Source organism: Pseudomonas sp. FBCC-B1667, assembly GCF_059133255.1.
On sequence record NZ_CP101437.1, the window covers coordinates 2,770,550 to 2,782,979 of the forward strand.

13 protein-coding genes are annotated in these 12,430 nt (G+C 56.8%); 8 read left to right on the top strand and 5 right to left on the bottom strand.

What is annotated here, in order from left to right; translation table 11 throughout:
* Positions 1 to 72: 72 nt before the first annotated feature.
* The gene (locus NL116_RS12555) at positions 73 to 1,722 is read right to left on the bottom strand and encodes a GMC family oxidoreductase (protein ID WP_494377435.1); all 1,650 of its coding nucleotides are present in this window, start codon (positions 1,720 to 1,722) and stop codon (positions 73 to 75) included.
* Positions 1,723 to 1,843: 121 nt separating this feature from the next.
* On the opposite strand from NL116_RS12555, the gene NL116_RS12560 reads away from it, so the two are divergent.
* From NL116_RS12560 to NL116_RS12580, 5 genes are all read left to right on the top strand, one after another.
* A complete protein-coding gene (locus NL116_RS12560) occupies positions 1,844 to 2,728 on the top strand; it encodes a LysR family transcriptional regulator (protein ID WP_027925332.1) in 885 nt (294 codons plus the stop codon).
* A gap of 76 nt (positions 2,729 to 2,804) precedes the next feature.
* The gene (locus NL116_RS12565) at positions 2,805 to 3,020 is read left to right on the top strand and encodes a DUF4287 domain-containing protein (protein ID WP_494377436.1); all 216 of its coding nucleotides are present in this window, start codon (positions 2,805 to 2,807) and stop codon (positions 3,018 to 3,020) included.
* Positions 3,021 to 3,487: 467 nt separating this feature from the next.
* Positions 3,488 to 3,784 (top strand): DUF6124 family protein, encoded by a 297-nt coding sequence (locus NL116_RS12570; RefSeq protein ID WP_494377437.1) that lies wholly within the window; start codon positions 3,488 to 3,490, stop codon positions 3,782 to 3,784.
* 98 nt (positions 3,785 to 3,882) lie between these two features.
* Complete coding sequence (locus NL116_RS12575) at positions 3,883 to 4,260, top strand: c-type cytochrome (RefSeq protein WP_494377438.1); 378 nt, start codon at positions 3,883 to 3,885, stop codon at positions 4,258 to 4,260.
* Between the two features lie 323 nt (positions 4,261 to 4,583).
* A complete protein-coding gene (locus NL116_RS12580) occupies positions 4,584 to 5,354 on the top strand; it encodes a nuclease-related domain-containing protein (RefSeq protein ID WP_494377439.1) in 771 nt (256 codons plus the stop codon).
* Positions 5,355 to 5,533: 179 nt separating this feature from the next.
* On the opposite strand, the gene NL116_RS12585 is transcribed toward NL116_RS12580, so the two are convergent.
* The 4 genes from NL116_RS12585 to NL116_RS12600 form a co-directional block, all read right to left on the bottom strand.
* Positions 5,534 to 6,451, bottom strand: a complete 918-nt coding sequence (locus NL116_RS12585) for an AraC family transcriptional regulator (RefSeq protein ID WP_494377440.1) — start codon at positions 6,449 to 6,451, stop codon at positions 5,534 to 5,536.
* A gap of 81 nt (positions 6,452 to 6,532) precedes the next feature.
* On the bottom strand, positions 6,533 to 6,790 hold the full coding sequence (locus NL116_RS12590) for an Atu4866 domain-containing protein (protein ID WP_039773158.1): 258 nt from the start codon (positions 6,788 to 6,790) through the stop codon (positions 6,533 to 6,535).
* Between the two features lie 19 nt (positions 6,791 to 6,809).
* Positions 6,810 to 7,106 (bottom strand): hypothetical protein, encoded by a 297-nt coding sequence (locus NL116_RS12595; RefSeq protein ID WP_494377441.1) that lies wholly within the window; start codon positions 7,104 to 7,106, stop codon positions 6,810 to 6,812.
* 177 nt (positions 7,107 to 7,283) lie between these two features.
* Positions 7,284 to 8,048, bottom strand: a complete 765-nt coding sequence (locus NL116_RS12600; protein WP_494377442.1) for an SDR family NAD(P)-dependent oxidoreductase — start codon at positions 8,046 to 8,048, stop codon at positions 7,284 to 7,286.
* 286 nt (positions 8,049 to 8,334) lie between these two features.
* Here NL116_RS12600 and NL116_RS12605 point away from each other — a divergent pair, with 286 nt between their 5' ends.
* The 3 genes from NL116_RS12605 (at position 8,335) to NL116_RS12615 (ending at position 12,310) form a co-directional block, all read left to right on the top strand.
* A complete protein-coding gene (locus NL116_RS12605; RefSeq protein WP_494377443.1) occupies positions 8,335 to 9,279 on the top strand; it encodes a helix-turn-helix domain-containing protein in 945 nt (314 codons plus the stop codon).
* A gap of 180 nt (positions 9,280 to 9,459) precedes the next feature.
* Positions 9,460 to 10,194: an SDR family oxidoreductase gene (locus NL116_RS12610; RefSeq protein ID WP_494377444.1), complete on the top strand. Its 735-nt coding sequence runs from the start codon at positions 9,460 to 9,462 to the stop codon at positions 10,192 to 10,194.
* Between the two features lie 457 nt (positions 10,195 to 10,651).
* Positions 10,652 to 12,310 carry an arylsulfatase gene (locus tag NL116_RS12615; RefSeq protein ID WP_494377445.1) on the top strand — a complete coding sequence of 553 codons (1,659 nt, stop codon included), beginning with the start codon at positions 10,652 to 10,654 and terminating at the stop codon, positions 12,308 to 12,310.
* Positions 12,311 to 12,430 lie beyond the last annotated feature (120 nt).

Below are 12,430 nucleotides of genomic sequence, written 5' to 3' on the forward strand. Positions count from 1 at the left end.
AGCGCGCAATACCCACTGTAGGAGTGAGCCTGCTCGCGATAGCGGTGTATCAGTCACCATCGATGTTGAATTTCAGTCCGTCATTGCGAGCAGGCTCACTCCTACAGGAATGGGGTTGGCACTGGTTTCGAGGATTAGCTGCGCCGCTTTTTCGGCGATCATCAACGTCGGCGAACAGGTATTACCCGAAGTAATGCGCGGCATGATCGAGGCATCAGCTACACGCAACCCGGGAATTCCATGAACCCGCAACTCGGCATCCACCACCGCGTCTGCATCATTACCCATCCGGCAAGTGCCCACCGGATGGAAAATGGTCGTGCCGATCTGCGCAGCCGCCTCATGCAATTCCTCTTCCGTCTGCAAACGGTCACCGGGCAAGTACTCGACCGGTTTGAACGCATGCAACGCCGGCGCGGCAACGATGCGTCGGGTCAGGCGAATGGCATCGGCCGCCACGCGCAAATCCTCCGGGTGACTCAAATAGTTGGGTTGAATCACTGGCGCGTCCTGCGGGTTGGCAGAACTGATGTCTACTCGGCCACGGCTCTGCGGCCGCAGATCGCAAACCGAGGCAGTAAAAGCAGGGAAGGGGTGCAACGGCTCGCCGAAGCGCTCCAGCGACAAGGGCTGCACGTGATATTCGAGATTCGCCGAGGTCTGTTCCGGACCCGAACGGGCGAAGGCCCCCAGTTGACTCGGCGCCATGGACAGCGGGCCGCTGCGGTCATACAGGTAGCGCAAACCCATGCCCATCTTGCCCCACACGCTGCCGGCGATCTGGTTCAGCGTTCGCGCATTTTCCAGTTTGTAGATCAACCGCAATTGCAGGTGATCCTGCAGATTGCCGCCCACCCCCGGCAGTTCATGGGCGACGCCGATTCCCAGTTGTTGCAATAGGGGACGAGGGCCTATCCCCGAACGCTGAAGGATGCCCGGTGAACCGACAGAGCCAGCACACAGGACAATTTCCTTGCGCGCCTTGAAGGTTTTCGCCTGACCTTGCCAGCGCGTTATCAGCGCTGAAGCGCGACCGTTTTCCAGCAACACGCGGTCCACTTCGACGTCGGTCAGCACGGTGAGATTGACACGATGGCGGACCGGTTTGAGAAAAGCCTTGGCCGCATTCCAGCGGATCCCGGCCTTCTGATTGACCTGAAAGTAGCCGCAGCCTTCATTATCGCCCTGGTTGAAATCATCAATGCTGGCAATGCCGCTCTGCTCGGCAGCGTTGCGGAAGGCGTCCAGAATCGGCCACGACAGCCGCTGCCGCTCAACCCGCCAGTCGCCGCTGGCGCCGTGAAACTCGGAGTCGCCGGCAAAATGGTTTTCGCTCTTTTTGAACAACGGCAACACGTCGTTCCAGCGCCAGCCCGGATTGCCATCGGCAGCCCAGCGGTCGTAGTCGCCGGCCTGGCCACGCATGTAGATCATGCCGTTGATGGAAGAACAGCCGCCGAGCACTTTGCCGCGCGGGTAACTCAGGGTGCGACCTTGCAGGCCGGCTTGTGCCTGAGTCTTGAAACACCAATCGGTGCGCGGGTTGCCGATGCAGAACAGGTAACCCACGGGAATGTGAATCCACGCATAGTTATCGCGGCCACCGGCTTCGAGCAGCAGCACCCGGTGTTGCGGGTTGGCCGACAGTCGATTGGCCAGCAAACAACCCGCCGGACCGGCACCGACCACGATGTAGTCGAATTCATCCAGGAGCGTCTTCATCCCTGACCTCGTCTTGTTGTTCTTGTTGTCGGTCATCCTAGTTGTTCGCTTTCGTCAAAAGAATGTTAGTTTTTGCGCAGCCGCTGTGCGTTTTTAAACAGCATTGCCTCAAGGACGGATCATGTTCGACTGGAATGACCTGCGGTTTTTTCTCGAGTTGCAGCGCAGCGGGCGTTTGCTCACCGCTGCCCGCCGTTTGAACACCACCCACGCCACAGTCGCGCGGCACATCGAGGCCATCGAAAAGAGCCTCGGCACCGCGCTGTTCGTCCAGCATGCCCAGGGTTACGAAATGACCCCGGCCGGCGAAGCGCTGCTCAAACACGCCGAAGCCATGGAAAATGTCGCGCTGCTGGCCCAAGAAGAAATCACCCAGTCCACCGCGCCGCTGGGCAAGATTCGCGTCGGGGTCACGGAAGGGCTGGGCATCATGTTCCTCGCCAGCCGCATGAACGGCTTGTTCGAACGCTATCCGGGGCTAGAAGTGGAACTGGTGGCGGTGCCGCGCTTCGTCAGCATCCTCAACCGCGAAGCCGAAATCAGCATCCACCTCGAACGCCCGGCCGCCGACATGCTGGTCACCCGCAAACTCACCGACTATCGACTGGGGCTCTACGCCAGCCAGGCGTATCTCGACCGCTCACCGCCATTGCGCAGCCGCGAAGACCTCGGGCGCCATGCCTGGATCGGCTATGTCGACGACTTGCTGTTCAGCCAGGAACTGATGTTCCTTAATAGCTTCTGCCGCAATCCACGGGTGGTGTTTCACAGCACCAGCGTCATCGCCCAGCAACAGGCTGCGCGCTCCGGATTGGGAATTGCGGTGTTGCCTTGTTACATGGCAAGTGCAGATGCGGACCTGGTGCCGTTGTTGCCCGACGAAAGTATTGAGCGAAGTTACTGGATCAGTACGCGGCGCGAGTTGCACAAGTCGGTGCGGCTGCGGGTGGTTTGGGACTATGTGGTGGGGTTGTGTGAGGCGGAGCAGGGGTTGTTGCTGGGATAGCCAATCGCGGCCACTCTATGGGCTGACGACAAGGCGCGTTATCCGACACTGCGTCGTGACAAAAGGAGCTTGCAGCATGACCGAAGAGACAAAAGTAAAAGGACCGGCGTCGTACTTTCCGTCCATTGAGAAAAAGTATGGGCAGCCGATTAGCCACTGGCTGGCGTTGCTCGGAACAGTGCGCGACAGGAAGCACATGGAAATGGTGGCCTGGCTGAAAGATGAACACGGCATGGGCCATGGCCATGCCAATGCGTTGGTCGCGCACTATCTGGCCGCCAACAAAAAGTGACCGGGCAGGGGGGGCAGGGCATATTTGTGCCCCCCAATCCCTCAGACAAAACACAAAACCCTGTGGGAGTGAGCTTGCTCGCGCCCACAGGGATTTCATTTGTTTGGCGCTTAAACAACAAAACCCGCATCTGTTTAAACGAAGCCTCCTGTTACCAGCCAAAGGCTACAACGCCTTGCGCCTTCGCCTACGGGTAAGACAGAATTCGCCGGCTTGTGCGTCTGGGGCGCGGGTTCTATCGTGGCTGGGTCACTGAAAAAAACAGTGATCGGGTTTGGTAGCCCGGTATAACTAGTCGCATAGCGCACCGTTTGCAGGACTGTTCTGTCTCTGCTTTATGGTGGCCATGCGCAGGGCTCTCATGGGAGCGCCGGGTTCCTAGTTACCGGTCTACCAACCCGCGTATGGCCGCCACCCATCGTTTGGTAGCGTGGGTGAAGGCTCCGTTTTCAATTAGGAGTTTTACTATGATCAAACCAACACCCAACCCGCCCGACACCGATCCGGCATCGCCCTACGAATCCCTCGATTCGAAAAAGCTCCAAGTAGCGGCCGAACGCGCCCTCGACCACCCCAAGTGCGACTCAGAATCCCTGCTGGTCAACGCCAGCGAATCACTGGGCTCGGCGACCACCATGCTCAGCAATCTCGCGGCGTTGTTGGAGAACTCACACCGCAAGACGCTGATGGGGATTACGCAGGTGGTCATGCTGGGGGAACTGGCGGTGAATCAGGCGCTGGATAACGTTGTAGTGAAGGAGTAAGCACGGCCCCTCTGTGGCGGGAAACTGATTGCTCGCCACAGAGCGCACCCACCAATCGCACCCAGTCAACGCCGATTCCATCAAAGAAGATAAAAACCATGAAACTATTATTCATTACTTTTCTAGGGGGGGTGTCGTTAGCTCAAACATCACTATCCTTCGCTGAAAATGTTAATGGAAAAAACCTCTATTTACAGCGATGCGCCATGTGTCACGGAATAGATCTCAAAGCTACAGGGCCATTGGCTAATAAAAGCAATCCTCTTACACCTGATCTAACAACCTCCGCTTTCAAAAAACGATTGAATAATTATCCGGGCGTGATTGTGTCATCGATAATACTTCGTCCCAATGGAGACTTAATTCCAAAAACGTTACGAGAGAACGGTGTAAAGCTCTCGCCGTACTCATGGAGCGTTAAAGATCTGCGCGATTTGAATCAATACATGGGTGGTGTTATTTCAAAAAATCGGTGATGTTTGAGATGAGAGACAGGCACAGACAGCTAAAAGCCATTTCAGGTTTGAGGACGTGTGGGGCAATGCAAATGAGCCCGCCGACCTCTCGCAGGTAAATCGCTCATGAGCAATCTCGGAATACAACCTCGGGCGGCTCATCGCATCCAGCAGCAGTCGGCTGCGGTTGTGACAGGCAAATAACGGCCAAAAGCAGCCACTCCGTGCGCCTACAAATGCAGGGTCGATTCACAAATTTTCGAGAGTAAATTCGAAATGGACAAACTCTCGTATCGCGCTATGGTCCATTGATGCTCGATTCGGCTACACATTGAGGCAGAGGAATGGACTTCACTCATAGCTTCATGCAGGTTTGGGATGCTCTTCGCTGGTTTATCCCGCCTTTGCTGCTAATCGCTCTACTGCAATCACGCTGGGCCAAAGGTCACATGGGCGAGCTCCTGGTACGGCTGGTTGCCAGATGTCGGCTGGACAAGCGGACTTACCGTCGCATGCACAACATCACGCTGAATACGATCGATGGCACCACCCAAATTGACCATGTATTCCTGTCTCCCTACGGCATCTTCGTTGTGGAGACCAAGAACAAAAGTGGCTGGATATTCGGTAGCGAAAGGCAATCGCAGTGGACACAGAAGTTATATAAAAATACATACACGTTCCAGAACCCACTGCGGCAGAACTTCAAACATCTCAAGGCTCTGCAGACCACTCTCGGCGTAGAACCGGAACATCTGCACTCGGTTGTCACTTTTGTTGGCGCAAGCACCTTCAAATCCGAGATGCCCGCCAATGTCACCCAAGGTAGTGGCTTCATTCGTTACATAAAGTCATTCAAGCAGCCGGTATTCACTGAGGCTGAAGTTGAAACGCTTGTGCAAGCTCTGCGAAGCGGCCGGCGCCCGCCAGGTCTGGCCACCCACCGTAAACATGTGCAAAACCTCAAGCGCCGCAATGATCCAACAGCCGAGCGCAAGTGCCCAAAATGCGGCAGTGCATTACTCATTCGCACCGTGAAGTCCGGCCCGAATGCGGGGAAACGGTTCTGGGGCTGTTCGGCGTTTCCCAAGTGCCGAGTGACGCAGAGGCTCTAGTGGATGCACGAGAATGGGGCGGCAGGCATTGCCGGTCTCGGCCAAAAAGCAAACATTCAGACGATAGCCCTTGACGAAAACTATTAGTGAAAAGACTGCTCGACGAATCGGACCCCAAAGCAATCTCCAATTTCCTAATCGGATAGAACCACATCAGCCATAGGTCGCTGATTAGGCTTTCACGCAGGGTGGCGAACTCGGCCGGCATCTCTGGATGGCGGACACCCAAACTGGCGACTGTATTCCCGGCTGAATTGCGATGGGCTTTCATAGCCCACTCGATAACAGGCGCTCGCAACATCCAGTCCTTCGCCGAGCAATAGACGGCGGGCTTCCTGCAAACGCAGTTGTTTCTGATACTGCAGCGGACTCATGGCTGTCACTGCCTTAAAACGATGATGCAATGTGGAGTTGCCCAAGTTGGCGACCCGCGCGAGTTCTTCGATGCGCAAGGGTTGGGTGTAGTGGTTGTTCAACCAATCGATTGCCCGCGTTACCCGCCGCGTTTGTGAGTCACCGAGGGCAAGCTCATACAGACGACGTCCGTGGACGCCTCGCAGGAGGCGGTAATACAACTCCCGCAGGGCGAGCGGTGCCAGCATGCCAATGTCTTTCGGTGTTTCCAGCAGCCGTACCAGCCGAAGCATTGTTTCCAGTAGGGGAACATCGACTTTCTCAAGGAATAGACCAAGCTCCGGCTCGTCCGGGACGCCCGACGGGGGAGCATCGGCGATGACCTGAGCGATTTCCGTGGCCTCGAAATCAAACCGGATACACAGGTAGGGCGCCTCCGGGCTGGCCTTCAGCACGCGACCGGACACCGGAAGGGTGACCGAAACCACCAGGTAACTGAGCGGGTCGTACAGATAGTGGTCGTCACCCAGGCCAATTTCCTTTTGTCCTTGCACGATCAGGCAAAGTGCCGGTTTGTGCACGGTATGGATCAGCTCCGAAGGTGCATCGAAACGGATGACATGCAGGGGAGCTATGGCCGTCTCATAGATTCCGGGTGTGGTAAACCGTTGCGTCAGCAGGCGAACCAGTTCGTCACGGTAGACGGCCGTGTTCTGAAGGATGAAAGCATCGCTTTGTTCCATTTCAAGGCTCTCACAAGTGTTCATGAGCATCTGCCTGAAGCTTTTCAGGCAGACGATATTCACCCGACATCATCAAAGTACTCATTGCCGATAGAGGATCATTCCGGCGTGATACAGCACGTCGTCATGAAAGTGGCCATCAGCGGTGAAGCCGGTGTCGTCCCAGTACTGGATGTAATCACCGACCAGTTCGTAGCGGCCCTGATAGGCGCTCTTGTTTTTACCACGGGCCTCGTCGTAACGACCAGTCGTCAGAAGCTCATGACGTATGAATCCATCCGCGGTAACCCACATGCCTGCGTAACGATGGTCCTGAGTGGTTTTTTTGGCATCTTTCATCACTTTTCTCCTTGGATTTTCAGACTGAGCTGATACGGCCCAAAGCCGTGCGATCAGAGCCGTCTTCGGCAACGCGAAAACCCGGAGTGCGGTCACTGCCACCTTCAGTTACGCGCATGCCGGGCGTGCGGTCCGAACCATCTGCGGCAACGCGGAACCCTGGAATGCGATCACTGCCGCCTTCAGTGACGCGCATGCCGGGAGTTCGATCAGCACCGTCAGCGGACAGGTACAGGCTGGTCGAGGAAAGGTTGATCGCGCAGGCCACCGTCGCGCCGATCACAAGTGAAAGGGAAAGCCGTTTTGCGTTTTTCATTGTTCAGTCCTCATTGACGTTGTTCATCTGAACGGCCTGCCGTGGCCTGTGTGTGCATCCGTTGCGTGCTTTCAGATTACGTAGCCGAGTGCAGGGGTGTTAGGACGAAACTGCCGCAGATTTGCCTGATCCTCTCGGGCTTGTCGGACATGTCGTGCGGCGCGTTTATGCTGCGGCTCAGCCGGCCGTGACAGTCATGCCGCCGTCGGCCATGACCACCGAACCGACCATGAAGCTGGCCCGATCCGAGGCGATGAACGCGACCACTTCGGCGATTTCTTCCGGTTGGGCGGCGCGACCGATTGGTGCGGCTTCGCCATGTTGAGCGAGAAAAGCAGGGCCATCGTCGACCACATTGTTGAGGATGTTGGTCACCACATCGCCGACACCGACAGCATTGACCCGGATGCCGTGGCCAATGACCTCAAGCGCCAGGGTGCGCGTCAGTTGGGCAAGCGCGCCTTTGGAGGCGGTGTAGGCGGCAATGGTGGGGAAGGCGAAATAGGAGGCGTAGGACGCGATGTTGACGATCGATCCGGATTTGTTGGGCATCATTGCTTTGACCGCCTCCCGGCTATGCAAGAAGGCCGCCGTGGCGTTGACCGCCTGAATGCGTTCCCAGTCTTCGCGGGTCATGTCGATGACCAGTTTATTGATGATGATGCCGGCGTTATTGACCAGAATGTCCAGCCGACCGAATTGCTCGACGGCCAGGGCGACCGCGCGTTCGGCTGCCCCGTCCTGAGTGATGTCGGCTATCAGGGGGACCAGGCCAGGGCGGGCCAGTGCTTGCACCTCAGGGTTTATATCTTCAGCAATGACCTGGGCGCCACGGGCATGCAGCAGCAGTGCGATGGCCTTGCCGATGCCACTGGCCGCGCCAGTGACCAGAGCGACTTTACCGGCCACTTCGTTTGGGGTGCTGTTCTTGAAGTCGGTCATGATGTTCTCCAGCGATTTGATCGAGTAGGGATAAGCCGTGTTGGCGCCGGCGAGGCGCTGTCATCGGCGACGGGCCTACTGTCTCGCAGCGAGGCAAAGTGGGCTTTCGTGAGATTGCCCACGCTGTCGGGGTTTTGCGCTGAATGTCAGTGGAGGAGGTTCGGTGCTCGATTCAACCCACAGGGAAAAGCCCGATATCATCGAGCCGGTCTCCGTGACGCGGCGTGCGGGCAAGCATCCGAGACCTGTCTGGCTTCGCACAGCCGAATCTGAAAAGGACGAGTTCATGGCAAGTACCGGGCGTACCTCCCAGGAAGCATTGTCGACATCCTCTCGAGACTTGCGCATCACCGGCGAGTCGATGGGTGAGTTCCTGCCAGGCGAACCGCAGGCGTTACCATCGCGCTCGGAAATCACGGACGTTGTGATTCAGCTGTTTACCCATCGCAGCGTCATCGAGCCCATTCTCGTGCCGGCAGTGGTGGAACCGCTGCTTGTCCTGGTTCTGGCCGGGGCGGCGAGGGTGGAGGAGCGCGCATTGGGTGGCGAGTGGGAAGCTGCACAGGTAAGTGCCGGCGATTTTTTCCTCACCAGTTCCGATGAGCCGTATGAAATGCGCTGGCAGACGCACGGAGGCGATACCTTCGAAGTCATGCATCTTTATCTGGGTCTGCCGCTGATCGAGCAAGCGTCTCGAGAGCTGTCGGGTCAGCACGCCGGGCTTGTGCGTTTGCGCGATGTTTCAGGGGCACGGGACGGGCGCGTCGCGTTTGTCATGGAGCAGTTGCGCACCGAACTGCTTCTGGAACGCTCGCCCAGCGCTCTTTTCGCCCGCTCTCTGGCGCAGGCGCTGGCCGTACATCTGGTGCGCAGCTATCTCGCTGAAAGCCAGCCCGGGCGTCGGGTCAACGCCTTGCAAGCCTACAAGTTGCGCAAAGTCACCGACGCCATGAGCGCGCATCTGAGCGCTGAATTCAGCCTGGCAACACTGGCCAGCCTTGCCGAGCTGAGCGAGTACCACTTCAGCCGCCTGTTCAAGCGTGCGACGGGGCTTTCGCCATCGCAGTACTTCATCCGCTTGCGCATGGTTCGTGCACGGCACTTGCTACTGGAAACCCGCCTTAGCGTCATCGACGTCGGACTGGAGGTCGGCTACTCAAGCCCCAGTCATTTCTCGCAGGTATTTCGTCGTGAAGTGGGCGTAACGCCCAGCGAGTTCCGTGGGGCCTGAGCGTCGCTTCATTACAAGTTTGCAGGCGATGCACACAGACACGAATAGGCAAAAGTTGCGCAGGTTTCGGCACGCACCGACGAGGCCCGTACCCTTAATCTTTTCGACGTACCCCACAGTAACGACCGCGTCTTCAGCGGTCGGTGCTGAACTTCAATGCAGACAGCAGGCGCTACGGATATGTCGAACATTCAAAACAAAGTCGTCCTGATTACCGGTGCAAGCAGTGGTATTGGCGAAGCGGCGGCCAGGTTGATCGCCGCCAAAGGCGCGCGTGTGGTCCTCGGTGCCCGCCGTACCGAGCGTCTGGACAAACTGGTCAGCGATATCCAGGCCGAAGGTGGTTCCGCAAGTGCCTGCGCACTGGACGTTACGGATCTGCAATCGATGCACGCATTCGTGGCATTCGCCAAGACGCAACATGGCAAGGTCGATGTGATCATCAACAACGCGGGCGTGATGCCGTTGTCTCCCCTGGCCTCGTTGAAGGTCAACGAATGGAACCAGATGCTCGATGTCAACGTTCGCGGTGTACTACACGGAATTGCCGCCGTCCTGCCGGACATGCAGGCGCAGGGGTTCGGTCAGGTCATCAATATCTCGTCCATTGGAGGCCTCGCGGTTTCTCCGACAGCCGCGGTGTACTGCGCGACCAAATTCGCAGTCCGGGCTATCTCGGATGGTCTGCGTCAGGAAACGGACAAGATCCGGGTCACCGTGGTGTGCCCGGGGGTTGTTGAGTCCGAGTTGGCGGATACGATTTCGGATGATGTGGCCCGCGAGGAAATGAAAGCCTTCCGCCGTGTGGCGCTCAATGCAGACGCCATTGCGCGAGCGCTTGCCTATGCCATCGAGCAGCCTGACGATGTCGATGTGAGTGAGATTGTGGTTCGTCCGACCGCCAGTCCACACTGAGGAGTATTGGGCGAAAGGCACAAACTGGTCGGAGGCAGTCGCTTTAGGAGCGGCTGCTCCTATCAGGAACGGCAACTAATGGCCGATTTCAGCCTGCCGCGGCCGGCTGGAAACGACCCTTTGCGGTCCTTCGCGAGAGGTACAATCGGCCAATAGCGGGCATTGAGAGAGGAAATGCCCCCCGTCCATACACGGCACTGCACTGCCTGATCGAGCTACAAATGCTCTAGAGCCGACATATTCGACGAGCGGTATGAAGGCACCAAACGACATGAAACCTTTCGTACTAGGCTTCGACATTAACCCTGAATAGTGTGTGGGAATTTCTATTTCGAAGTTAGCGAGTCTCCAGATCTGTCCAGGCTGTTGATTGGGTGGTCCCTCGCAGGATCCTTGGCTTGCACTCATCGCGTTGTTGGGTGAGCAAAGGATCAGCTTTTGAGAAAGGAAACCAAGCATGAAAAGGCTCTCACACTTCTCCAGGTTTTACTTTGCTTGTTCATTGCTGATAGCGATGAACGGTTTTGTCCAGGCAGCACAAACCGAAAAACCCAATATTCTGTTTATCGTCTCCGACGATACTGGCTATGGAGATTTGGGCCCCTACGGAGGGGGTGTAGGTCGAGGCATGCCGACGCCGAGCATTGATGAACTCGCCGCAGAAGGCACCACCTTTTACTCGTTTTATGCTCAACCCAGTTGCACACCGGGCCGGGCTGCCATGCAAACCGGACGCATCCCCAACCGTAGCGGCATGACCACGGTAGCCTTTCAGGGTCAGGGTGGTGGCTTGCCAGCAGCGGAATGGACACTGGCATCAGTACTCAAAACCGGTGGTTACGACACCTATTTCACCGGCAAGTGGCACTTGGGCGAAGACGATTACGCGCTACCCAATGCTCAAGGTTACGACGTAATGAAGTACGTCGGCCTGTATCACCTGAACGCTTACACCTACGCGGACCCTACCTGGTTCCCGGACATGGATGATGAAACCCGCGCGATGTTTGCCAAAGTGACGAAGGGCGCGTTGTCGGCCAAAGCCGGGGAAAAGCCGGTTGAGGAGTTCAAGATCAACGGTCAGTACGTAGACACGCCGGTCATTGATGGCAAACCCGGTGTGGTCGGCATTCCGTTCTTTGACAACTATGTGGAAAAAGCCACGCTGGAATTTCTCGACACCGCGTCAAAATCCAATAAACCGTTCTTCATCAACGTCAACTTCATGAAAGTACACCAGCCGAACTTGCCGGCACCGGAGTTTGTGCACAAGTCGATCTCCAAGACCAAATACGCCGACTCAATCGTCGAACTCGATACCCGCATTGGCCGCATCATGGACAAGCTAAAAGCGCTGGGTCTGGATAAAAACACCCTGGTGGTTTACACCACCGATAACGGCGCTTGGCAGGATGTTTACCCAGACGCTGGCTACACGCCCTTCCGTGGAACCAAAGGCACGGTGCGTGAAGGTGGCAACCGGGTTCCGGCGATCATGGCCTGGCCAGGCAAAATCAAACCGAACACAAAAAATCACGACATCATCGGTGGTCTCGATTTGATGGCAACGTTCGCCTCCGTGGCCGGCATCAAACTGCCTGAGAAAGACCGCGAAGGTAAGCCGATCATCTTCGACAGCTACGATATGACACCGGTGCTGCTCGGCACTGGACCCGACCCGCGTAAAGAGTGGTTCTATTTCACCGAAAACGAGTTGTCGCCCGGTGCTGCCCGTGTCGGTAACTACAAAGCGGTGTTCAACCTGAGGGGCGACGACGGGGCCGTGACGGGCGGTCTGGCCGTCGACACCAACCAGGGTTGGAAGGGGCCAACCAAATACGTAGCAACCGTGCCGCAAGTATTCGACTTGCTGCAAGATCCACAGGAACGCTATGACATTTTCATGAACAACTACACCGAGCATACCTGGACCATGGTGCCTATCAGCACAGCAATTGCGAAGCTGATGAAAACCTATGTTCAGTATCCTCCTCGCAAACTGCAAAGCATGAGCTACGACGGCCCGATCGAATTGTCCAAGTACCAGAAATTCCAGTCAGTGCGCGACGACCTTGAAAAAGAAGGCATCAAAATTCAGATTCCAGCTGACAACTGAAACCGCCGTGGTGACCTTAGCCGAGGTCGCGAATTGCATCTCGTCCACCGCGTAATCAGGGGTAATTCAACATCGGTTCCCACCCCCTGATTGCGCGGCACCCATGTGTTGAGTTCAGGC